Genomic DNA, 23,518 nt, shown 5'->3' with positions numbered 1-23,518 from the left:
ACCGCGGGGACCGCGGCAACAGGGGACAGCTCGAGAGGGGATCAGCGCGTGACCGTCAACATGACCAAGGGTCAGGCCATCAGTCTGCAGAAGAACGACGGCGGCAGCCTGACGTCGGTGCGCATGGGTCTCGGCTGGCAGGCGGCTCCCCGGCGCGGCCTGTTCGGTTCGCGCACCCGGGAGATCGACCTGGACGCCTCCGCGGTGCTCTTCGCGGACAAGCAGCCGGTCGACGGCGTCTTCTTCCGCCACCTGGTGAGCGACGACGGCTCGGTGCGGCACACCGGGGACAACCTCGTCGGCGGTGTCGGCCAGGGCGGCGACGACGAAGCGATCCTCGTCGACCTGCAGCGTGTCCCGGTCCACATCGACCAGATCGTCTTCACGGTGAACTCCTTCACCGGCCAGACCTTCCAGGAGGTGCAGAACGCGTTCTGCCGCCTCGTCGACGAGACCAACGGCCAGGAACTCGCCCGCTACACGCTGGCCGGCGGCGGTGCCTTCACGGCACAGATCATGGCCAAGGTGCACCGGGCCGGCCAGGGCTGGTCGATGACCGCCATCGGCACCCCGGCCAACGGCCGCACCTTCCAGGACCTGATGCCGGCGATCCTGCCGGTCCTCTAGGGTCCGCCGGCGCGGGCGTCGTCGGCGACGGACGACGCTCCGCGCCGACGCCCTCTCCGCCCTGCGGCTGGACACACCCGGGGCCGGACACACCGGACTTCGCTCACCTGCATCGACGAGATTCCGTGGCTCTCCTGCGGCCTGATCCGCCGGACAGGCCCCGGGGCCCGCGGCCCGACACCAACGGCCGGTCCCGCCCGCGGGGCCGCCGGACGCCGCACGACACTTCGCGGCGCCGCACGACTGACACAGGGGGACAGGCGATGACGGCCGAGCTGACGCGGGGACAGAACCACCCGCTTCCCAGAGCCCGCCTCGAGATCCGGGTCTCGGCCGGCACACCGGTCGTGGCCGCAGCCACGCTCGGCGACGAGAACGGCACCGTCCACGGCGTCGAACGGGTGGCGCACCCGGGCGCCCCCGTACTGCCGGGGCTCGAGGTCTCCCGGCAGGCCGCCGCCGCCCACCGCCTCGCCGCGGACCTGGACGCCGTGCCCGACGCCGTACACCGTGTCAGCGTGCTCCTCGCCCTGCCCGTCGGCGGCCGGGGCCCGGCCCGCTTCGGGGCCGTCGCCGCGCCGTTCGTCGCGGTGACGGGTCTCGACGGCGAAGAGGTCGCCAGCTACACCCTCACCGGACTGGAGAGCGAGTCCGCAGTCGTCGCGCTGGAGCTCTACCGGAGACACGGCGCCTGGAAGGTGCGGGCCGTCGGCCAGGGCTACGCGGGCGGACTCGCCGAACTGTTCACCGACCAGAAGCTGCCGGAGGCCGACCGGCTCGCCGGGAGCATCCACGAGGCGGTGGCGCGCGGGCTGGCCCGGTCCGTACCGGCGCCGCCGGCGCGCACGGCGGAGGGCGACCGCTCCCCGCAGGCCGCCGCCCCGGCCCACCGTCCCGACCGCGGCGCCGCGCCGCAGGCCGCCGCCGGGCCCGTGCCGGCCGCGTCGCCGTACGACACCGAGGGCGCCTCGGGCCCGCAGCCGGCCGACGGACCGGGGCAGCACGGCGCCCCGCACCCGTACCCGGGAGGTCCGGACGACCCCGCCCCCGCCGGCGGACCCGTCGACTACAGCCACCCGCGCCGGCAGAGCGCGGCACCACCCCCGCCCGCGCCGTCCGCGCCCCCGGCAGAACCGGGGCAGCCCGCCCGTCCCGTAGCCGGAGACGCCACCGGCTGGTCCATGGAGGAGCGGCTCTACAACCAGGTGTGGGGCATGTTCGAGGACCTGGCCCGCACCACGGCCGCGTACCGCAGCGCCGTCGACTTCGCCGACTCTCGCAGGGAGAAGGAGCTGGACCAGGCCCTGTCCGACCCCCGCACCCGGATCGGCGGGCAGGGCGACGCCGCCCGGGAGGCGGCACGGACCCGGTACGGCCGGTTGGTGTCCCAGGCCAGGGAGGCCCTGGACCGGGACGTCGCCCAGCTCGTCGCGGAGGCCGAGGTCGTCGAGCCCGCCCTGCCCGCGGCCTACGCCCGCTGGGACAACCCGGTCTGGCACGGGTACCGCGTCCCCATGGAGATCCCGATGGCCGTGCGGCTGGGCGACCTCCACCTGCCCGAGGCGGACCGGATCCGCATCCCGATGCTGGTCCGGCTGCCGCTGGAGCGGGGACTGTGGATCGACAGCGGACGCTCCGCCTCCGCCGACGGTGCGGTCACCGACTCCCACGAGATGCGGGGCCTGGGCCTTCGGACGGCGGTCGCACATGCGGCCCGGCTGCTGGCCGTCTATCCGGCGGGCGAGTTCACCGTGCACGTCATCGATCCGGCCGGGGCAGGGACCGAGGCGCTGGCGCCCCTGGTGCAGACCGGGGTCCTCTCGGCGCCGCCCGCGCTGGGCGCCGCGGGGACGGCGGACGTCCTGGGCCGCCTGACCGAGCGCGTCGACCTGGTGCAGATGGCCCTGCGCGGCGGCGCTCCCGACGCGCTTCCGCCCGGTCTCGACACCTCCCAGCAGCTCCTGATCGTCAACGACTTCCCGCACGGCTTCGACGACCGGGCGGTGAACCAGCTGCGCTACCTCGCCGACGAGGGGCCGGCCGTCGGGGTCCACCTGATGATGGTCGCCGACCGGGAGGACTCCGCCGGGTACGGGCCGCTGCTCGACCCGCTGTGGCGCTCGCTGCTGCGGCTCACCCCGGTGCCCGAGGACCACCTCGCCGACCCGTGGGTCGGGCACGCGTGGACGTACGAGCCCCCAGTCGTGCCGTCCGGCAGCCAGGTGCTGCAGCAGGTGCTCGCTCAGGTCGCCGCCGCCCGCCGTTCCTGGGGCCGGTGACCGTTCCCGAGCTGGCCTTTTGAGCTTAATTTGCGAATCTCTTTACCTTCTCTTGGTGATTGGGGTACTGTCGTCCGTACGGAGGGGAGTACTCCCTGCCTGCTGCGGCGTACCCGTCAATACGGATCAGGCCAGATCCCGGGGCGTCGGCCCGTGAGGTTCCGGACGTGTTCACGCGTCCCGGCACCCGGGGTGGAAGAGACCTCCGGCAGCGACGACGCTGACATCTGCCGTGTGACGTACTGCCGGAGGCGTAGTGGAAGTTTCGGTGACCCTGTGGGTCCTGACCATCGTGGGCCTAGCCGCCCTGATCTCGGTCGATTTCTTCATCGGCCGCAAGCCGCACGACGTGTCGATCAAGGAAGCCGGCATCTGGACCGGCGTCTGGATCGCCCTGGCCGGACTCTTCGGGCTCGGCCTGCTGTTCTTCGGCGGCGGACAGCCCGCCGGTGAGTTCTTCGCGGGCTTCATCACCGAGAAGTCCCTCAGCGTGGACAACCTCTTCGTCTTCGTCCTGATCATGGCGAAGTTCGCGGTGCCCTCGCAGTACCAGCAGCGTGTGCTCCTCATCGGTGTCCTCATAGCCCTGGTCCTGAGGGCGATCTTCATCGCCGCCGGCGCCGCGATCCTCGCCAGCTTCGCGTGGGTCTTCTACATCTTCGGCGCCTTCCTCGTCTGGACCGCCTGGAAGCTCGTCCAGGAGGCCCGGGCCGACGAGGAGGACGAGGAGTTCGAGGAGAACAAGCTGCTCAAGGCGGCCGAGCGCCGCTTCGGCGTCGCCGACCGGTACCACGGCACCAAGCTGTGGATCGAGGAGAACGGCAAGCGGGTCATGACCCCGATGCTGGTCGTGATGCTCGCCATCGGCACCACCGACGTCCTCTTCGCACTCGACTCCATCCCGGCGATCTTCGGCCTGACCCAGGACCCGTACATCGTGTTCACGGCCAACGCGTTCGCCCTGATGGGGCTGCGGCAGCTGTACTTCCTCATCGGCGGTCTGCTGAAGAAGCTGGTCCACCTGTCCTACGGCCTGTCCGTGATCCTCGGCTTCATCGGCGTCAAGCTGGTGATGCACGCCCTGCACGAGTCCGGCGTGCACGTGCCCGAGATCAGCATCCCGGTCTCGCTCGGCGTGATCTGCTCCGTGCTGATCATCACCACGATCACCAGCCTCCGGGCCTCCAAGAAGCAGGCCGCGGCCGAAGCGTCCGCCGGCAGCGACGACGCCTCGAAGGACAGCGTCGAGGCCTGACCCCAGACGCTCCCCTTCGGACCCGGACCCGGCACCGGACCCGGACCCGGCACCGGAGCGGCGAGCGGCGGGCGGCACGAAGCCGCCCGCCGCTCCCGCCGGTGCCGGAAGCGGCGGGCAGAGCCGGAGCACAGGGCCCGGTGCCCGCAGTGGACGACCTTCACGCCCACGGGCGCGTTCATGCTCCTGATCCTCACCTGAGGTCGCGACCTGCCCGGCCCGGTCGTCGCGCTGCTGACCATCGTCCTCGCGGCTTCTGTTCGGCCTCAGCTCCACGCACATGGTGCTGCTCGCCCGACTGCGGTGGCCGACTCCCCGCCCCCGGCGCGCGGCCGCACAGCGGTGCTCACGGACGAGTCAGTACGTCACCGTGATAGAACCGGGGCCGAGCGACGCCCGCCCCCGTGCCGTCGCACCCCGACGGACCGGAGGAACCGTGACCCGCACCCTGGCCGACGCCCCGATCTTGATCCTCAACGGGCCCAACCTGAACCTGCTCGGTCAGCGGCAGCCGGAGATCTACGGTTCCGAGACCCTCGCCGACGTCGAGGCCCTGTGCGTGAAGGCGGCGGCTGCGCACGGGGGCACAGTGGACTTCCGGCAGTCCAACCACGAGGGCGAACTGGTCGACTGGATCCACGAGGCCCGGCTGCACCACTGCGGGATCGTGATCAACCCGGCCGCGTACTCGCACACGTCCGTCGCGATCCTGGACGCGCTCAACACCTGCGACGGGCTGCCTGTGGTGGAGGTCCACATCTCCAACATCCACCGCCGTGAACCGTTCCGGCACCACTCCTACGTCTCGCAGCGCGCCGACGGGGTCGTCGCGGGGTGCGGTGTGCAGGGGTACGCGTTCGGGGTGGAGCGGATCGCGGCGCTGGCCGGGACGGGACGGGCGCAGGCCTGAACCGCCGGGCCGCCGGCCGGGGGCGGGGATGGGGAGGCCGGCGGCCCGTGCCGCGCGGGTGACGTCACCCCGCGCGGGGCTGCCTCCAGTCGACCGCGCCCACCTGCCCGGCGGGAGCGTGCACGGCTCGTCGGTGTGTGCGAAGGCTTCACACGGGGCGCGTACGGCGCGCTCCGGGCGCCGGGCGGGCAGGTCCGCCCGGCGTACGCGGCGCGCGCCCGGCGCTCACCAGCCGCGTGCGTGCCACTCCGGCAGGTGCGGTCGTTCCGCGCCGAGCGTCGTGTCGTCACCGTGCCCGGGGTAGACCCACGTCTCGTCCGGGAGCACGTCGAAGACCTTGGTCTCCACGTCGTGGATCAGGCTCGCGAACGCCTCCGCATCCTTGAAGGTGTTGCCCACGCCCCCCGGGAAGAGGCAGTCCCCGGTGAACACGTGGGGATGCCCGTGGGGGTCGTCGTAGACGAGGACGATGGAGCCCGGCGTGTGCCCCACCACGTGGCGTGCGGTGAGTTCCACCTCTCCCACCCGGATCGTGTCGCCGTCGTCGACCGCGACGTCGGTCGGCACCGGGATGCCCTCGGCGTCGTGCCGGCCCGCGTACGTGCGGGCGCCGGTCGCGGCGACGACCTCGGCCAGCGCCTGCCAGTGGTCGCCGTGCCGGTGGGTGGTGACGACGGACCCGATGCCGTCGTCACCGATCGTGCCGAGCAGGGTGTGCGCGTCGTTCGCGGCGTCGATCAGCAGCTGCTCGTCGGTGGCCCGGCAACGCAGCAGGTAGGCGTTGTTGTTCATCGGGCCGACCGCGACCTTGGTGATCATCAGGTCCTTGAGCTCGTGCACGTCGGCGGGCCCGCCGACCGTCACCTCTCCGCTGTACGTCATGACGGCCAGCCTAGTCCGCGGCGGTGTCGCTCGGACCGGCTCCCCGGTGCCTACAGCGGCGGCAGCGCCGGCAGCGGGCCGCCCTCCACCGTGAGCGCGGTGCCCGCACGGCGGCCGGCGAGCCAGCCGAGCAGATCGGCCGGGGCGCCGGTGACGGTCACCTCGGGGGCGTCGGCCTCCCGTCCCGTGCGCCACGCGCGCGTGCCGTCCGTCAGCCGGGTGGGCGGCACGTCCGGGTGCCCGGCGAAACGGGCGGCCAGGAACTCGTTCTCCCGCTCGGTGAAGTCCGCCGGCAGGTCCTCCAGCTCGTACCCGATGCCCAGGTCCACGTGATGCAGCTCGACCTCGATCCAGCGCCGGAACGGGACACGGGCGGCGGTGTCGGTGACGCCGTTGCGCAGAGTCACCGTGCGCGACCAGTCCGCGGGCACCGCTCCCGTCTCCTGGAACCGCGCCGCGCTTTCGCGCACGTCGGTGAGCTGGGCTTCGAGCAGGCGCGGGGCGTCCCGCTCGATGTCGGCGTCCCGGGCCTCGCCGCTGACGTACATGGGGCGGCCTTCGAGAACGTTCACGAGAGCGTCGGCGTTGCGGGCCAGGTGGGCCAGGACGTGGCCGCGGCTCCAGCCGGGAAGCCGTGACGACTCCGTCACGGACGCGTTGTCCAGTTTCCCGACCGCGGTGAGCAGCCGCTCGGTCGCGTCTCGGACAGACGCCAGGTCATGAGCGTGATCAATCATGCCGCTGACCCTAGACCCGCCACACCTTCGGGTGAAGGTTGTGAACGACCCCTTCGATTCGAATGCACGTGCTATATGGTCGGGGGCGGCGTCGGGCATGCTGGGAAGCCGGGGTTTGTTGGCAACCGGTGAATCCGACCGGCGTTGTCAGTGGCTCCCCCTAGTCTGAGGAAGACGGGGGCCCCGCCCCTGTCACTTCTCTCAAGAAAGGTGCGGACCGGCGTGGCCGACCGTCTCATCGTCCGTGGCGCGCGCGAGCACAACCTGAAGAACGTCTCGCTCGACCTGCCACGCGACTCGCTCATCGTCTTCACGGGCCTGTCCGGGTCGGGCAAGTCCTCCCTGGCCTTCGACACCATCTTCGCCGAGGGCCAGCGGCGCTACGTGGAGTCGCTCTCCTCCTACGCCCGGCAGTTCCTCGGCCAGATGGACAAGCCCGACGTCGACTTCATCGAGGGCCTGTCCCCGGCGGTCTCCATCGACCAGAAGTCGACCTCGCGCAACCCGCGCTCCACGGTCGGCACCATCACCGAGGTCTACGACTACCTGCGCCTGCTCTTCGCCCGCATCGGCAAGCCGCACTGCCCCGAGTGCGGCCGGCCGATCTCGCGCCAGTCCCCGCAGGCCATCGTGGACAAGGTCCTGGAGCTGCCGGAGGGCAGCCGCTTCCAGGTGCTGTCGCCGCTGGTCCGCGAGCGCAAGGGCGAGTTCGTCGACCTGTTCTCCGACCTCCAGACCAAGGGGTACTCCCGCGCGCGGGTGGACGGCGAGACCGTTCAGCTCTCCAACCCGCCCACGCTCAAGAAGCAGGAGAAGCACACCATCGAGGTGGTCGTCGACCGCCTCACCGTCAAGGACTCCGCCAAGCGGCGCCTCACCGACTCCGTCGAGACCGCGCTCGGCCTCTCCGGCGGCATGGTCGTGCTCGACTTCGTCGACCTCCCCGAGGACGACCCCGAGCGCGAGCGCATGTACTCGGAGCACCTGTACTGCCCGTACGACGACCTGTCCTTCGAGGAGCTGGAGCCCCGCTCCTTCTCCTTCAACTCGCCCTTCGGCGCCTGCCCCGACTGCTCCGGCATCGGCACCCGCATGGAGGTCGACCCGGAGCTGATCGTCCCCGACGAGGACAAGTCCCTCGACGAGGGCGCCATCCACCCCTGGTCGCACGGGCACACCAAGGACTACTTCGGCCGCCTCATCGGCGCCCTCGCGGACGCGCTCGGCTTCCGCACGGACATCCCCTTCGCGGGCCTGCCGCTGCGCGCCCGCAAGGCCCTGCTGAACGGCCACAAGACCCAGGTCGAGGTCCGCTACCGCAACCGGTACGGGCGCGAGCGCCGGTACACCACGGCCTTCGAGGGTGCGATCCCCTTCGTCAAGCGCCGGCACAGCGAGGCCGAGAGCGACGCCAGCCGCGAGCGCTTCGAGGGCTACATGCGCGAGGTGCCGTGCCCCACCTGCGAGGGCACCCGCCTCAAGCCCCTCGTCCTCGCGGTCACCGTCATGGGCAGGTCGATCGCCGAGGTCTCGGCGATGTCCATCAGCGACTGCGCGGACTTCCTGGGCGAGCTGAAGCTCAACGCCCGCGACAAGAAGATCGCCGAGCGCGTGCTGAAGGAGGTCAACGAACGGCTGCGCTTCCTGGTCGACGTGGGCCTCGACTACCTCTCGCTCAACCGCGCGGCCGGCACCCTGTCCGGCGGCGAGGCCCAGCGCATCCGCCTGGCCACCCAGATCGGCTCCGGACTTGTCGGCGTGCTCTACGTCCTCGACGAGCCGTCCATCGGCCTGCACCAGCGCGACAACCACCGGCTGATCGAGACCCTCGTCCGCCTGCGCGACATGGGCAACACACTCATCGTCGTCGAGCACGACGAGGACACCATCAAGGTCGCCGACTGGATCGTCGACATCGGCCCCGGCGCGGGTGAGCACGGCGGCAAGGTCGTGCACAGCGGCTCCCTCAAGGAGCTGCTGGACAACACCGAGTCGCAGACCGGCCTGTACCTGTCCGGCAGGAAGGCCATCCCGCTGCCCGACATCCGGCGACCGCACGATCCGTCCCGGCAGCTCACCGTGCACGGCGCCCGGGAGAACAACCTCCAGGACATCGACGTGTCCTTCCCGCTGGGCGTCTTCACGGCCGTCACCGGCGTCTCGGGGTCCGGCAAGTCGACGCTGGTCAACGACATCCTCTACACCCACCTCGCCCGCGAGCTGAACGGCGCGAGGAACGTCCCGGGCCGGCACACCCGCGTGGACGGCGACGACCTCGTCGACAAGGTCGTCCACGTCGACCAGTCGCCCATCGGCCGCACCCCGCGGTCCAACCCGGCGACGTACACCGGTGTCTTCGACCACGTCCGCAAGCTGTTCGCCGAGACGACGGAGGCGAAGGTCCGCGGCTACCTGCCCGGCCGCTTCTCCTTCAACGTCAAGGGCGGCCGCTGCGAGAACTGCGCGGGCGACGGCACCATCAAGATCGAGATGAACTTCCTCCCGGACGTCTACGTCCCGTGCGAGGTCTGCCACGGCGCCCGGTACAACCGGGAGACCCTGGAGGTCCACTACAAGGGTAAGTCCATCGCCGACGTCCTGGACATGCCGATCGAGGAGGCGACCGACTTCTTCGAGGCCGTCCCCGCGATCTCCCGGCACATGAAGACCCTGAAGGACGTCGGCCTCGGCTACGTCCGGCTCGGTCAGTCCGCGACCACCCTGTCCGGCGGCGAGGCCCAGCGCGTCAAGCTCGCCAGCGAACTGCAGCGCCGCTCCACCGGCCGCACGGTCTACGTCCTGGACGAGCCGACCACCGGCCTGCACTTCGAGGACATCAGCAAGCTGCTGACGGTCCTCGCCGGACTGGTGGACAAGGGCAACACGGTCATCGTCATCGAGCACAACCTCGACGTGATCAAGACCGCCGACTGGGTCGTCGACATGGGGCCCGAGGGCGGGGCCGGCGGTGGCCTGGTGGTCGCCGAGGGCACGCCGGAACAGGTCGCCGGGGTCCCCGCCAGCCACACCGGCAAGTTCCTGCGGGACGTCCTCGGCGCCGACCGGGTCAGCGACGCGGCCTCGGTGCGGTCCCCGCGCAAGGCGGCGAAGAAGACCGCCGTCAAGAAGACGGAGGTCAAGGCGACCGCCGCCAAGACGGCCAGGGCGGCGGCCAAGAAGGCAGCCAAGCCCGCCGCGAAGAAGGCGACGCGGACGAGCAAGGCCTGAGCGACGACGCCTCGTGGAATTGGGGTGCCGGGGCCCGCGGACGATCGAACCCGTGGGCCCCGGCACCCCGCCGTACGGCAACCACAGGCAGCAACGGCAACAGCAGCAGCGGCGCGCGTCAGGCCTGCACCTCGTGCGCGTACGGCGGCTCCGCGCCCGCGCGCGAGCACGTGACCGCCGCCGCGCGCGCGGCGAAGCCCAGCAGTCCCGTCCAGCCCTCCCGCCCCAGCGCGGCAACGGCCGCCGCGTCGAGCGTGTCGCGGGCCGCGAGACCGTGCAGCAGCGCGGCGTTCACCGTGTCGCCCGCGCCGATCGTGTCGACCACTTCGACCCGCTCGCCCGGCACCGTGTACTCGCCCCCGTCACGGGTGTACGCCGTCAGCCCCGCACCGCCCCGGGTGACCACCACCGCCGCCGGGCCCGCCGCGAGCCACTCCCGCGGCGTGCCGCCGAGCCACTCGGCGTCCTCGGCGGACAGCTTCAGCAGGGACACCGACGGCAGCCAGCTCCAGAACCGGGTCCGGTAGGCGTCCGGGTCGGGGATCAGCCCCGCCCGGATGTTCGGGTCCAGTGCCGTGAACACGCCCTGCGCGGCCGTCTCGTGCAGCAGCGCCTCGTACGCGCTCGCACCCGGTTCGAGCACCAGGGAGCAGGTCCCGAAGGAGACCGCCCGAGTGCCCGGCGGCAGCCCGGCCGGCACGGTGAACAGCCGGTCCGCCGTGCCGTCCACGTAGAAGGAGTACGCCGCCGAGCCGTCCGCGTCGAGCGAGGCCACCGCGAGCGTGGTCGGCTCCGGCCCGCGCTGCACCGGAGAGACATCCACGCCGGTCTCCTCCAGCCTGCCGAGGAGCGCCTCACCGAAGGCGTCGCGGGACACCCGGGAGCAGAACGCGGTGGGGGAACCGAGGCGGCCCAGGGCGACCGCCGTGTTGTACGGGCCGCCGCCGAGCGCCGGGCGCAGCGCGGCGAGGGCACCCGTGCCCTGCGGTACCAGGTCGATCAGTGCCTCACCGGCGACGACGATCACGGGAGGGTCCTTTCGTGGGCCTTGACGGTTTGCTCGGGGCAGCCGCACGACGTGCGGTGGACGTAGGTGCAGGGCAGGCGCACGGTCCGAGCGGGCCGGTCCGGCGCGGCGAGGCGCTCCAGCAGCAACTGGACGGCCTGCGCGCCGATGTCCCTGCTGGGCTGGGCGACGGCGGTGAGCCGGGGAGCGAACAGGTCGGCCCAGGCGAAGTCGTCGAAGCAGCAGAGGGCGAGGTCGCCGGGCACGGACAGGTCCCGGGTCCGCAGGGCGCGCAGGGCGCCGATGGTCATCGCGTTGTTCGCGGTGACCAGCGCGGTGGGCGGCACCGCCAGGGACAGCAGCTCCGCCGCGGCCCGTTCGCCGCCGGCCGCCTCGGAGTCGCCGTGGACCAGCAGCCGTTCGTCGAAGGGCAGCCCCGCCGCGGCGAGCCCGTGCCGGTACCCGGTGATCCGCTCGCTCGTGGTGCTGAGCCCCGGCCGGCCCGCGACCAGGCCGATCCGCCGGTGGCCGAGCCCGGCGAGGTGGCCGACCAGGAGGGCCGTCGGCCCGGCGCTCTCGGCGCAGACCTGGTCGAAGGGCAGGGCGTCCGTGTCCTGCGGCGCGCCGACGACCCGGTCGAGGAACACGGCCGGCACCCGGTGGCGCGCGAGGTAGCCGACGAGGTCGCGCGGCTCGGCCGAGGGGGCGACGATCATGCCGTCCACGCGCCGCTCGTGCAGCAGCTGCACGACCTTGCGCTCGTGCGCGGGATCGTCGTGCGGGTCGGCGATCAGCAGGCCGTAGCCGTGTTCCAGGGCGCTCGCCTCGACGCCCTGGAGGATCTCCGTGAAGTACGGGTTGCTGATCGCCGACACCGCCAGCCCGATGGAACGGGTCCGTGAGGTCACCAGGGAACGGGCAAGGGTGTTCGGGGTGTAGCCCAGCTCCTCGACGGCGTCCAGCACGGCCCGGCGGGTGCGGGGGAGCACGGGCCGGGTGTCGTTGAGCACGTGCGAGACGGTCGCCACGGAGACCCCGGCGCTCCGTGCCACATCAGCCATGGTCGGCACCGGCCCACCCCCTTCGCTCACGGCCGCGGCTTCGGCCCACTGCCCCCTGCGTGCTGCACCGGCCGGGACCGTATCCCATCCGACGTAGGCGCGTAAACGCTTGCGCAAACGTTTACGCGCAGGCGCCCCAGCCAGCGCGCCCCGGCAGCACGCCCGCGGCCGCCCGGACAGCGCGCCCGCCGCACCCGGTCCGGGGGCGGCCCGGATCGCCCGATATCGTCACCCCTGCACGCCCCCCCCGACCAGTGGAGACCTCATGTCCGGCCGTACCGTCCCGAGCCGTCGTACCGTCCTGCGCTCGGCGGCGGTCCTCACGCCCGTCGCGGGACTCGGTGCGTCCGCCTGCTCACCGGGCGACGACGGCGCCGCCCCGGCCAGGCCCGCCGAGCCCGTCGAGCTGGGTGCGGACGGCGAGGTGACGAAGGGCGCGACCAAGTTGTACCGCGACGCGAACGTCGTGGTCAGCCGGGCCGGGGACGGCTCTCTGAAGGCGTTCAGCACGGTCTGCACGCACGCGGGGTGCCCCATCAAGAAGCTGGAGGGGACGAAGCTGGTCTGTCCCTGTCACGGCAGCGAGTTCGACGCCCGCACCGGCGAGGTGCTGCACGCCCCGGCGACCACGCCGCTCATCGAACTGCCCGTCGAGGTGAAGCAGGGCCGCATCGTCGCGAGCCCCGGCACCTGAGGCGAGCCTCCGCCCTCACTGACGTGAGCCCGGGGCCCGACCGGAGCGTTCCGGAGTCGCCGTCCCGCGCCGGAGCCGCCCGGTCGGCGGTGCCCTGCTCCCTCACTCCCAGTCCCACCCGATCCCCAGCATCCCCGACCGCACCCGCGGCTCCACGAGGTGCACCGAGCGGTGCCGCCCGCTCAGGGCCAGCTCGTGCCGGCCGCTGCGCGGCGCCGCCGGGGAGTGCTGCGTGAAGCGGTGGCAGCGCACCGGCACGGCCGCGGCGTCGAAGCACACCTGGAGCGCGTACTGCCCGCCCGCGGCGTCGAAACCGCGGACGTACTCCCGCGACGCACCCGCCGTGCCGTCCTCGACGCCGTACCGGAAGAGATACGTGTCCCCGGTGCGCAGCCGAGTGTCGAAGAGCAGCTCGGCCACGAGCACGCCCGTGTCGTGATGGGTGCGGACCCGCCCGGTGCGGCAGTTCTCCAGCGCGTGGACGGCCATCCGCGCCGGTACGCAGCCCGGGTCGCCGTAGTGGACGGCCACGAAACGGTCGACGCCGTCGTGGTGGGCGCGGACGATGTGGTGCGACTCGCGCTCCGCCAGCTCACGGCGGGGCCCGACCCTGACCCGCTCGTGGTGCCCGAGGGTGTGCACCCCGCCGTCCGCCGGCGGCCGGTCCAGCTCGGCCAGCAACCGGTCCAGGACGTCCGAGGCCTCCAGATGGGCGCGGTAGGTGCGGCCTGTGGGCCGACGGCTCGCAGGCTCCTCGTCGGCGTCGGCGAGCAGGCGGATCAGCGACTCCTCCGGCAGCCGCAGTATCTCCTCCAGGGCCCGCACGGCCCGCAGCGACTCGGGACGCTGCGGGCGCCGGGCGCCCTGCTGCCAGTAGCTCAGACTCGTGACGCCCACCCGCACCCCGTGCCGCGACAGGTGGTGCTGCACGCGCTGCAGCGGCAGTCCGCGTGCGGCGATCGCGGCGCGCAGGGCGACGTGGAAGGGGCCACCGCGCAGGGCCGAGTCGAGTTCCGCGGTGGCGAACTCCGCGTGCTGTGTGGCGTGCGGCATGCAGGGGCCTTTCTGTGAAGTTCGCGACGGCTGGTCAGACCGTTCGCGCGGACCGGCCGGGGCCGCCCCCCGCTCGCCGGCGCAGAGGTCTCCACATCCGTGCGCCGCGCTTCAGGGCCCCGAGTCCCTCCGCATTGAAGCGTGTTGACCTAGTCCCGACAACACCTGAAGGCCCGCCGGCACGTGTCCTGGCCGAGAACGCACGGGCCGGGGCGTCCCGGCGGCACAGGGGGTGACCGACCGGTCCCGTACCGTCCTCTCCGGGTGTCCCCGCGGCCCTGCTCCCCGGCTGCTCCCAGCCGCCCCGGGCACCCGCCACGTCGTCCGCGGACACCCCGCGCCGGCCTGTCCACAGGCGCCCCGGCCCGTTGTCCACAGGCGCCCCGGCCCGTCGTCCACAGCCCCGCCGCGGTGTCGGTCCCCGCCAGTAGGGTGTGAGTCATGGCCGACCCCTCCAGCTACCGCCCCAGGCCGGGAGAGATCCCGGACTCCCCGGGGGTGTACAGGTTCCGAGACGAGCACCGCCGGGTGATCTACGTCGGAAAGGCGAAGAGCCTGCGCCAGCGCCTGGCGAACTACTTCCAGGACCTGGCGAACCTCCACCCCCGCACCCGCACCATGGTCACCACGGCCGCGTCCGTGGAGTGGACGGTGGTGTCCACGGAGGTCGAGGCGCTCCAGCTGGAGTACTCCTGGATCAAGGAGTACGACCCCCGGTTCAACGTCAAGTACCGCGACGACAAGAGCTACCCGTACCTCGCGGTGACGATGAACGAGGAATTCCCCCGCGTCCAGGTCATGCGCGGCCAGAAGAAGAAGGGCGTGCGCTACTTCGGGCCCTACGGCCACGCCTGGGCGATCCGCGACACGGTCGACCTGCTGCTGCGCGTCTTCCCGGTGCGCACCTGCTCCGCAGGCGTGTTCAGGAACGCCGCCCGCACCGGCCGCCCCTGCCTGCTCGGCTACATCGGCAAGTGCTCCGCCCCGTGCGTGGAGCGGATCTCGCCCGAGGACCACCGGGAGCTCGCCGACGAGTTCTGCGACTTCATGGCCGGGCGCACGGGCACCTACCTGCGCCGTCTGGAGCGGCAGATGGGCGAGGCCGCCGAGGACATGGAGTACGAGCGGGCGGCCCGCCTGCGCGACGACATCGGCGCCCTGAAGAAGGCCATGGAGAAGAGCGCGGTCGTCCTCGCCGACGCCACCGACGCCGACCTGATCGCGGTCGCCGAGGACGAGCTGGAAGCGGCCGTGCAGATCTTCCACGTGCGCGGCGGACGCGTGCGCGGCCAGCGCGGCTGGGTCACCGACAAGGTCGAGGAGATCACCACCGGCGCCCTCGTCGAACACGCCCTCCAGCAGCTGTACGGGGAGGAGAGCGGGGACGCCGTCCCCAAGGAGGTCCTGGTCCCCGCCCTGCCCGACCCGGTCGAACCCGTGCAGCAGTGGCTGACCGACCGGCGGGGCTCCGGCGTGTCGCTGCGCATCCCGCAGCGCGGCGACAAGAAGGCGCTGATGGAGACCGTCCAGCGCAACGCCCAGCAGGCGCTCGTCCTGCACAAGACCAAGCGGGCCTCCGACCTGACGACCCGCTCGCGAGCCCTGGAGGAGATCGCCGAGGCCCTCGACCTCGACAGCGCCCCGCTCAGGATCGAGTGCTACGACATCTCGCACCTCCAGGGCGACGACGTCGTGGCCTCCATGGTCGTCTTCGAGGACGGGCTCGCCCGGAAGAGCGAATACCGGCGGTTCCAGATCAAGGGCTTCAGGGGACAGGACGACGTCCGTTCCATGCACGAGGTCATCAACCGCCGCTTCCGCCGCTACCTCGCCGAGAAGGAGAAGACCGGCGAGTGGGCCGACGGCGTGGACGGGACGGACACCGGCGACGGCCCGGGGCCGGCGGCCGAGCCGTACGCGGCCGAGCAGGGCGCCGACGGCCGGGCCCTCACCGACGGACCCGCCCTCAAGGACGACGACGGCCGCCCCAAGCGCTTCGCCTACCCGCCCCAGCTCGTCGTGGTGGACGGCGGTCAGCCGCAGGTCGCGGCCGCCCAGCGAGCCCTGGACGAACTGGGCATCGACGACATCGCCGTCTGCGGCCTCGCCAAGCGGCTGGAGGAGGTCTGGGTGCCCCGCGAGGACGACCCGGTCGTCCTGCCCCGCACCAGCGAGGGGCTGTACCTGCTCCAGCGGGTCCGTGACGAGGCGCACCGCTTCGCCATCACCTATCAGCGCACCAAGCGGGCCAAGCGCTTCCGTTCCAGCCCGCTGGACGACGTGCCCGGCCTGGGGGAGACCCGCAAACAGGCGCTGATCAAGCACTTCGGTTCGGTGAAGAAGCTGCGGTCGGCGACGATCGACCAGATCTGCGAGGTGCCCGGCATAGGCCGCAAGACGGCCGAGACGGTCGCCGTGGCCCTGGCCGGGGCCGCCCCGGCCGCACCCGCCGTGAACACGGCGACCGGAGAGATCATGGATGACGAGGACGGGGCGCCCGGAACGACGGCGGACGCCCTCGGGGAGTCCGTGTCCGCGGGCACCCCGGACGAACGACGGGGGCAGGAGAGATGACCGAGCACGAGGCACAGCCCACAGCGGGACGCGAACAGGCGCAGTCCCCGCCCGGAGAGGAGCGGACGAGGCCCGCAGACTCCGAGGCACAGGCACAGGCACAGGCACAGGCACAGGCACAGGCACAGTCCCGGCCGGGACGGGAACAGGTCAGGGCCGAGACGGGACCGGAGCAGCCCCACAGCACGACCGGCGAGGACCCGGCCGCGAGGACGACCGGCGAGGACGGGGCCGCGCGGTCGACCGGCGGGGCTTCCGGCCCGCAGGCGGCCGGAGACGACGGACCGCGCCAGGACAACGGAGCACAGGTGAGTACGGGCAAGGAAACAGCCGGGGCGCACGAGGCGGCCATCCCCGAGCTGGTGATCATCTCCGGCATGTCCGGGGCCGGCCGCTCGACGGCCGCGAAGTGTCTGGAGGACCTCGGCTGGTTCGTCGTCGACAACCTCCCGCCCGCGCTCATCCCCACCATGGTGGAGCTCGGCGCCCGCTCCCAGGGCAACGTGGCGCGCATCGCGGTCGTCGTCGACGTCCGCGGCCGCCGCTTCTTCGACAACCTCCGCGAGTCCCTCGCCGACCTCGACGCCCGCGGCGTCACCCGGCGCATCGTCTTCCTGGAGTCCTCCGACGACGCCCTGGTGCGCCGCTTCGAGTCGGTGCGCCGCCCGCACCCCCTCCAGGGTGACGGCCGCATCGTCGACGGCATCGCCGGCGAGCGGGAACTCCTGCGCGAGCTGCGCGGCGACGCCGACCTGGTGATCGACACCTCCAGCCTCAACGTGCACGAGCTGCGCGCCAAGATGGACGCCCAGTTCGCGGGCGAGGAGGAGCCCGAGCTGCGGGCCACCGTGATGTCCTTCGGCTTCAAGTACGGCCTCCCCGTCGACGCCGACCTGGTCGTGGACATGCGCTTCCTGCCCAACCCGCACTGGGTCCCGGAACTGCGCCCCTTCACCGGCCTCAACGAGGAGGTGTCGAGCTACGTCCTCAACCAGCCCGGGGCCAAGGAGTTCCTCGACCGCTACGCCGAACTGCTCCAGCTGATCGCCGCGGGCTACCGCCGGGAGGGCAAGCGCTACGTGACCGTCGCCGTCGGCTGCACCGGCGGCAAGCACCGGTCCGTGGCCGTGTCGGAGAAGCTCGCCGCCCGGCTCGCCGCCGAGGGCGTGGAGACGGTGGTCGTCCACCGGGACATGGGACGGGAATGACAGGACGTACTCCGCGGCTGAGCAGGCTGCGCCGGGGAGCGCCCGAGGGACGCGGCGGCAGACCCGCCGAGACCCGCGCCGCCCGGTCCGAGCAGGCCAGGGGCGGCCGGCCGCGCCGCCGGGGCGCCCAGCCCAAGGTCGTCGCCCTCGGCGGCGGCATGGGCCTGTCCGCCTCGCTCGCCGCGCTGCGCCGGATCACCGGCGACCTCACCGCCGTCGTCACCGTGGCCGACGACGGCGGCTCCAGCGGACGCCTGCGCGACGAGCTGGGCGTCCTGCCACCCGGCGACCTGCGCAAGGCGCTGGCCGCGCTGTGCGGCGACGACGACTGGGGTCAGACCTGGGCCCGCGTCATCCAGCACCGCTTCCAGTCCCAGGGCGACCTGCACGAACACGCCGTCGGCAATCTGCTGATCGTCGCCCTGTGGGAGCAGCTCGGCGACCACGTCCAGGCCCTGGACCTGGTCGGCAAGCTGCTCGGCGCGCACGGGCGGGTGCTGCCCATGTCCGCCGTCCCGCTGGAGCTGCAGGCTCTGGTGAAGGGCCACCGCCCCGGCCGGCCCGACGAGGTGGACACCGTACGGGGGCAGGCGACCGTGGCGCTCACGCCCGGTGAGGTGCAGTCCGTGCACCTGGTGCCCAGCGACCCGCCGGCCGTCCCGGAGGCGGTCGACGCCGTCCTGGACGCCGACTGGGTGGTGCTGGGACCCGGCTCCTGGTTCTCCTCGGTCATCCCGCACCTGCTCGTGCCGGACCTGCTGGACGCGCTGGTCGAGACGAAGGCCCGCCGCGTGCTCTCGCTGAACCTCGCCCCGCAGCCCGGAGAAACCGAGGGCTTCTCTCCGCAGCGTCATTTGGAGGTTTTGGGACGACACGCCCCTAAACTCGCCCTGGACGTGGTGCTGGCCGACGAGGCCGCCGTGCCCGACCGTGACTCGCTCACCGACGCCGCGAAACGGTTCGGCGCCGCGGTCGAGCTGGCTCCGGTCGCCCGGCCCGACGGAAGCCCGAGGCACGACCCGGAGCTGCTGGCCGCCGCGTACGACCGTATTTTTCGGATGCATGGAAGGATCGGCCCATGGCGATGACGGCAGCGGTGAAGAGCGAGATCTCCCAGCTCCCCGTCACCCGGACCTGCTGCAGGAAGGCGGAGGTATCCGCCATGCTGCGGTTCGCCGGAGGCCTCCACCTGGTGAGCGGACGCATCGTGATCGAGGCGGAGCTGGACACCGGGAACGCGGCCCGACGGCTCAAGCAGGACATCCTGGAGATCTTCGGACACAGCTCCGAACTGATCGTGATGGCACCGGGCGGGCTGCGCCGCGGCTCGCGCTTCGTCGTCCGGGTGGTCGCCGGCGGTGACCAGCTGGCCCGGCAGACCGGCCTGGTGGACGGCCGGGGCCGCCCGATCCGCGGCCTGCCGCCGCAGGTGGTCTCGGGGGCCACCTGCGACGCCGAGGCCGCCTGGCGCGGCGCCTTCCTGGCGCACGGCTCGCTCACCGAACCCGGCCGCTCCTCCTCCCTGGAGGTCACCTGCCCGGGGCCCGAGGCCGCGCTCGCCCTGGTCGGCGCCGCCCGTCGGCTGTCGATCGCCGCCAAGGCCCGCGAGGTCCGCGGCGTGGACCGGGTCGTCGTCCGTGACGGAGACGCCATCGGCGCCCTGCTCACCCGCCTCGGCGCCCACGACTCGGTGCTGGCCTGGGAGGAGCGGCGGCTGCGCCGCGAGGTCCGCGCCACCGCCAACCGCCTCGCCAACTTCGACGACGCCAACCTGCGCCGCTCGGCCCGCGCGGCCGTCGCCGCCGGTGCCCGGGTCCAGCGGGCCCTGGAGATCCTCGCCGACGACGTGCCCGAGCACCTCGCCGCCGCGGGCCGGCTCCGCATGGAGCACAAGCAGGCCTCCCTGGAGGAACTGGGCGCGCTCGCCGACCCGCCGCTGACCAAGGACGCCGTCGCCGGCCGCATCCGCCGGCTGCTGGCGATGGCCGACAAGCGGGCCTCCGACCTCGGCATCCCCGGCACCGACGCCAACCTGGGCGAGGAGGAACTCGCCGACAACCTCGTCGGCTGACGAGAGCGCTCCGCTCCGCGGCCGGCCGCGAGCAGGGTGCGCCGCCGCGAACCGGCGGCACACGGCACGCCACCAACAACCCGGCGGCACACGGCACATGGCCGGGAGCCCGGCGGCACACGGCGCGCGGCCGAACACCGTCGCCGGTCACGGTGCGTGCCGACGAGGGTCGCCGACCACACCTCGACCACGCCGTCGAGTACGCCCCCGGCCACGGTGCCGACCGCGCCGTCGGCCACGGTGCCGAAGACGGCCTCCGACACCGTCACCGGCCGCCGTCACCGGCCGCCGTCGTCGTCCGCCGCGGCGCACGGCACCGGCAGGCCGGCGACGAAGCCCGACCCGGGTGCCTGGCACCGGCGCTTCGGTCTCACGAGCCCCGCGCCCGCCGTTCCCCGTCCTGTGGCGGTGGCGGATGCCTGCCACGGACGAGTGAAAAGCGGCTCGCGGGGGACTGGCCAGGGGTCCCCAGAACGGGTGAACGTTCCGTCGCCCGAGGCGGTCCGTACCCCTACTGGCGGGTACGGACCGCCCTGCCGGGTATGGGCCGTCTCGATGTCACCACCGACGCCGTGGGGAGGTAGGGTCGGAGGTGGTCGGGGACATCCCAAATACAGCTCGCCGGCACATCGGGCCGGCGTACCAACGAGGAGATCGGTTCGTGACGATCCGCGTAGGCATCAACGGCTTTGGCCGCATCGGTCGTAACTACTTCCGCGCGCTGCTGGAGCAGGGTGCAGACATCGAGATCGTGGCTGTCAACGACCTGGGTGACACCGCGACCACCGCGCATCTGCTGAAGTACGACACCATCCTCGGCCGCCTCAAGCAGGAGGTCTCGCACACCGAGGACACCATCACCGTCGGCGACAAGACCATCAAGGTCCTTGCCGAGCGCAACCCCGCCGACATCCCGTGGGGCGAGCTGGGTGTCGACGTCGTCATCGAGTCGACCGGCATCTTCACGAAGAAGGCCGACGCCGAGAAGCACATCGCGGGCGGCGCGAAGAAGGTCCTCATCTCGGCCCCGGCCAAGGACGAGGACGTCACCATCGTGATGGGCGTCAACCAGGACAAGTACGACCCGGCGAACCACCACGTCATCTCCAACGCCTCGTGCACCACCAACTGTGTGGCTCCGATGGCGAAGGTGCTCGACGAGAACTTCGGCATCGTCAAGGGCCTGATGACGACGGTGCACGCGTACACGAACGACCAGCGCATCCTGGACTTCCCGCACAAGGACCTGCGCCGCGCCCGCGCCGCCGCGGAGAACATCATCCCCACCACCACGGGCGCCGCCAAGGCCACCGCGCTGGTCCTCCCGCAGCTCAAGGGCAAGCTGGACGGCATCGCCATGCGCGTCCCGGTCCCGACCGGCTCGGTCACCGACCTCGTCCTGGAGCTCGGCCGCGAGGTCACCAAGGAAGAGATCAACGCCGCCTTCCAGAAGGCCGCCGAGGGCGAGCTCAAGGGCATCCTGGAGTACACCGAGGACGCGATCGTCTCCTCGGACATCGTCAACGCCCCGGCGTCCTGCACCTTCGACTCGTCCCTGACCATGGTCCAGGACGGCAAGAACGTGAAGGTCATCGGCTGGTACGACAACGAGTGGGGCTACTCGAACCGCCTCGTCGACCTCACGGTCTTCGTCGGCAGCCAGCTCTGAGCGACGCGGGACCAGCAGGCACCTCGTATGCGGTAGGCAGGGCTCGGGCAGCGCAGGGTCGCGCTGCACGGGCCCTGCGCCGCGTCCGCCGCCCCCCGTCCTCGTAGGATCACGAGCGATCCGAGAATCCAGGAGCCCCCTTGAAGACGATCGACGAACTGCTCTCCGGAGGCGTCGCGGGCAAGCGCGTCTTCGTCCGCGCCGACCTCAACGTGCCGCTGGCCGGCACCACCATCACCGACGACGGCCGCATCCGCGCCGTGGTGCCCACCGTCAAGGCCCTGGCCGACGCGGGCGCGCGTGTCATCGTCGCCTCGCACCTGGGCCGCCCCAAGGGCGCCCCCGACCCCGCCTTCTCCCTGGCCCCGGCCGCCGCCCGCCTCGGTGAACTCCTCGGCGCCGACGTCGCCTTCGCCGAGGACACGGTCGGCACCTCCGCCGAGGCCACCGTCTCCGGCCTCGCCGACGGCGGCGTCGCGGTGATCGAGAACCTGCGCTTCAACGCCGGTGAGACCAGCAAGGACGACGCCGAGCGCGCCGCCTTCGCCGACCGGCTGGCCGGCCTCGCGGACGTCTACGTCGGTGACGGGTTCGGCGCCGTGCACCGCAAGCACGCCTCGGTCTTCGACCTGCCGAAGCGGCTGCCGCACTACGCCGGGTACCTCATCGCCACCGAGGTCGGCGTCCTGAAGAAGCTCACCGACGAGGTGAAGCGCCCCTACGTGGTCGCCCTCGGCGGTGCCAAGGTCTCCGACAAGCTCGCCGTCATCGACGAACTGCTCGGCAGGGCCGACCGCATCCTCATCGGCGGCGGCATGGCCTACACCTTCCTCAAGGCCAAGGGGTACGAGATCGGCACCTCCCTGCTGCAGGAGGACCAGATCCCGGCCGTCAAGGAGTACATCGAGCGCGCGGAGAAGAGCGGCGTCGAACTGGTCCTGCCGGTCGACGTCGTGGCCGGGCCCGAGTTCCCCGACCTGAAGGCCAAGGCCCCGGCCCACCCCACCACCGTCGCCGCGGACGCCGTCCCGGCCGACCAGATGGGTCTGGACATCGGTCCCGAGACCCGCAAGCTGTACGCCTCGAAGCTCGCCGACGCCGCCACCGTCTTCTGGAACGGCCCCATGGGCGTCTTCGAGCACCCCGACTACGCCGAGGGCACCAAAGCGGTCGCCCAGGCACTCGTCGACGCCCCGGGCTTCACCGTGGTCGGCGGTGGCGACTCCGCCGCGGCCGTCCGTACGCTCGGCTTCGACGAGAACGCATTCGGCCACATCTCGACCGGTGGCGGCGCCTCCCTCGAATACCTCGAGGGCAAGACGCTCCCCGGCCTCGCCGCACTGGAGGACTGACCTCAATGGCACCCAACCCGTCCGCCCGCACGCCGCTGATGGCGGGCAACTGGAAGATGAACCTCAACCACCTCGAGGCCATCGCCCACGTCCAGAAGCTCGCCTTCGCCCTCGCGGACAAGGACTACGACGCCGTCGAGGTCGCGGTCCTCGCCCCCTTCACCGACCTGCGCTCCGTGCAGACCCTGGTCGACGGGGACAAGCTCAAGATCAAGTACGGTGCCCAGGACATCTCCGCGCACGACGGCGGCGCCTACACCGGCGAGATCTCGGGCCCGATGCTGGCCAAGCTGAAGTGCGCGTACGTGGCCGTCGGTCACTCCGAGCGCAGGCAGTACCACGCCGAGACCGACGAGATCGTGAACGCCAAGGTCAAGGCCGCCTACAAGCACGGTCTGACCCCCATCCTGTGCGTCGGCGAGGAGCTGGACGTCCGCGAGGCGGGCAACCACGTCGCCCACACCCTCACCCAGGTCGAGGGCGGCCTCAAGGACCTCCCCGCCGAGCAGGCCGAGTCGGTCGTCGTCGCCTACGAGCCCGTGTGGGCCATCGGCACCGGCAAGGTCTGCGGCGCCGACGACGCCCAGGAGGTCTGCGCGGCGATCCGCGGCAAGCTCGCCGAGCTGTACTCGCAGGAACTGGCCGACAAGGTCCGCATCCAGTACGGCGGCTCCGTCAAGTCCGGCAACGTCGCCGAGATCATGGCGCAGGCCGACATCGACGGCGCCCTGGTGGGCGGCGCCTCGCTGGATTCGGACGAATTCGTCAAGATCGTGCGCTTCCGCGACCAGTAGCCTGCGGCGGGTCGGCCGGGCAGGTCGACCAGTGAGTATGCGGTCGCGGCGATACGTCGTACCCTTGCGGGGGCATGGTGGCCTGCGGGCATCGTGCCCCCGTCCCGCACAGAAGTCG

The 23,518-nt window shown here is 72.2% G+C and carries 18 protein-coding genes; 13 read left to right on the top strand and 5 right to left on the bottom strand.

Going from position 1 to position 23,518, the window contains the following annotated elements; all coding sequences use genetic code 11:
• Positions 1-48 precede the first annotated feature (48 nt).
• The 4 genes from HZS56_RS15825 (at position 49) to aroQ (ending at position 5,071) form a co-directional block, all read left to right on the top strand.
• The gene (locus HZS56_RS15825; protein WP_216721318.1) at positions 49-627 is read left to right on the top strand and encodes a TerD family protein; all 579 of its coding nucleotides are present in this window, start codon (positions 49-51) and stop codon (positions 625-627) included.
• Positions 628-890: 263 nt separating this feature from the next.
• The gene (locus HZS56_RS15820; protein ID WP_216721317.1) at positions 891-2,906 is read left to right on the top strand and encodes a TerD family protein; all 2,016 of its coding nucleotides are present in this window, start codon (positions 891-893) and stop codon (positions 2,904-2,906) included.
• Between the two features lie 256 nt (positions 2,907-3,162).
• Positions 3,163-4,161 (top strand): TerC/Alx family metal homeostasis membrane protein, encoded by a 999-nt coding sequence (locus tag HZS56_RS15815; protein ID WP_216721316.1) that lies wholly within the window; start codon positions 3,163-3,165, stop codon positions 4,159-4,161.
• Positions 4,162-4,597: 436 nt separating this feature from the next.
• The gene (gene aroQ, locus HZS56_RS15810; protein ID WP_216721315.1) at positions 4,598-5,071 is read left to right on the top strand and encodes a type II 3-dehydroquinate dehydratase; all 474 of its coding nucleotides are present in this window, start codon (positions 4,598-4,600) and stop codon (positions 5,069-5,071) included.
• A gap of 225 nt (positions 5,072-5,296) precedes the next feature.
• Here the strand turns inward: aroQ and HZS56_RS15805 are convergent, their stop codons facing one another.
• Together HZS56_RS15805 and HZS56_RS15800 are read right to left on the bottom strand one after the other, a co-directional pair.
• On the bottom strand, positions 5,297-5,953 hold the full coding sequence (locus HZS56_RS15805; protein WP_216721314.1) for an MBL fold metallo-hydrolase: 657 nt from the start codon (positions 5,951-5,953) through the stop codon (positions 5,297-5,299).
• 50 nt (positions 5,954-6,003) lie between these two features.
• Entirely contained in the window at positions 6,004-6,690 is a 687-nt protein-coding gene (locus tag HZS56_RS15800) for a maleylpyruvate isomerase family mycothiol-dependent enzyme (protein WP_216721313.1), read from the bottom strand.
• A 222-nt stretch (positions 6,691-6,912) separates the two neighbouring features.
• Between HZS56_RS15800 and uvrA the strand changes: the two genes are divergently transcribed.
• On the top strand, positions 6,913-9,918 hold the full coding sequence (uvrA, locus tag HZS56_RS15795) for an excinuclease ABC subunit UvrA (protein ID WP_216721312.1): 3,006 nt from the start codon (positions 6,913-6,915) through the stop codon (positions 9,916-9,918).
• A gap of 118 nt (positions 9,919-10,036) precedes the next feature.
• On the opposite strand, the gene HZS56_RS15790 is transcribed toward uvrA, so the two are convergent.
• Both HZS56_RS15790 and HZS56_RS15785 read right to left on the bottom strand, forming a co-directional pair.
• On the bottom strand, positions 10,037-10,945 hold the full coding sequence (locus HZS56_RS15790) for a carbohydrate kinase family protein (protein ID WP_216721311.1): 909 nt from the start codon (positions 10,943-10,945) through the stop codon (positions 10,037-10,039).
• Positions 10,942-11,994 (bottom strand): LacI family DNA-binding transcriptional regulator, encoded by a 1,053-nt coding sequence (locus tag HZS56_RS15785; protein WP_216721310.1) that lies wholly within the window; start codon positions 11,992-11,994, stop codon positions 10,942-10,944. The genes HZS56_RS15790 and HZS56_RS15785 overlap by 4 nt, the downstream gene beginning before the upstream one ends.
• Positions 11,995-12,250: 256 nt before the next feature.
• Between HZS56_RS15785 and HZS56_RS15780 the strand changes: the two genes are divergently transcribed.
• Entirely contained in the window at positions 12,251-12,679 is a 429-nt protein-coding gene (locus HZS56_RS15780) for a Rieske (2Fe-2S) protein (RefSeq protein WP_216721309.1), read from the top strand.
• Positions 12,680-12,781: 102 nt separating this feature from the next.
• On the opposite strand, the gene HZS56_RS15775 is transcribed toward HZS56_RS15780, so the two are convergent.
• Positions 12,782-13,732 carry a hypothetical protein gene (locus HZS56_RS15775; protein WP_216721308.1) on the bottom strand — a complete coding sequence of 317 codons (951 nt, stop codon included), beginning with the start codon at positions 13,730-13,732 and terminating at the stop codon, positions 12,782-12,784.
• A 441-nt stretch (positions 13,733-14,173) separates the two neighbouring features.
• Here HZS56_RS15775 and uvrC point away from each other — a divergent pair, with 441 nt between their 5' ends.
• The 7 genes from uvrC (at position 14,174) to tpiA (ending at position 23,400) form a co-directional block, all read left to right on the top strand.
• Positions 14,174-16,306 (top strand): excinuclease ABC subunit UvrC, encoded by a 2,133-nt coding sequence (gene uvrC, locus HZS56_RS15770; protein WP_216721307.1) that lies wholly within the window; start codon positions 14,174-14,176, stop codon positions 16,304-16,306.
• Positions 16,303-17,514 carry an RNase adapter RapZ gene (gene rapZ / locus HZS56_RS15765; protein ID WP_253914314.1) on the top strand — a complete coding sequence of 404 codons (1,212 nt, stop codon included), beginning with the start codon at positions 16,303-16,305 and terminating at the stop codon, positions 17,512-17,514. Before uvrC ends, rapZ begins: the two co-directional genes overlap by 4 nt.
• Entirely contained in the window at positions 17,511-18,602 is a 1,092-nt protein-coding gene (locus tag HZS56_RS15760) for a gluconeogenesis factor YvcK family protein (RefSeq protein WP_216721306.1), read from the top strand. Before rapZ ends, HZS56_RS15760 begins: the two co-directional genes overlap by 4 nt.
• Positions 18,593-19,585, top strand: coding sequence for a DNA-binding protein WhiA (gene whiA, locus HZS56_RS15755; protein WP_216721305.1), 993 nt, complete (start codon positions 18,593-18,595; stop codon positions 19,583-19,585). Before HZS56_RS15760 ends, whiA begins: the two co-directional genes overlap by 10 nt.
• 661 nt (positions 19,586-20,246) lie before the next feature.
• Positions 20,247-21,254, top strand: a complete 1,008-nt coding sequence (gene gap, locus HZS56_RS15750) for a type I glyceraldehyde-3-phosphate dehydrogenase (RefSeq protein ID WP_216721304.1) — start codon at positions 20,247-20,249, stop codon at positions 21,252-21,254.
• Between the two features lie 140 nt (positions 21,255-21,394).
• Positions 21,395-22,606, top strand: a complete 1,212-nt coding sequence (locus tag HZS56_RS15745; protein ID WP_216721303.1) for a phosphoglycerate kinase — start codon at positions 21,395-21,397, stop codon at positions 22,604-22,606.
• A 38-nt stretch (positions 22,607-22,644) separates the two neighbouring features.
• A complete protein-coding gene (gene tpiA / locus HZS56_RS15740; protein ID WP_216721328.1) occupies positions 22,645-23,400 on the top strand; it encodes a triose-phosphate isomerase in 756 nt (251 codons plus the stop codon).
• Positions 23,401-23,518: the final 118 nt, after the last annotated feature.

This window comes from Streptomyces mayonensis (assembly GCF_018982965.1).
In the GTDB taxonomy this organism is placed as follows: domain Bacteria; phylum Actinomycetota; class Actinomycetes; order Streptomycetales; family Streptomycetaceae; genus Streptomyces; species Streptomyces mayonensis.
Note: the sequence above shows the minus strand (reverse complement) of the source record. Positions and strands in the feature narration are given on the sequence as shown.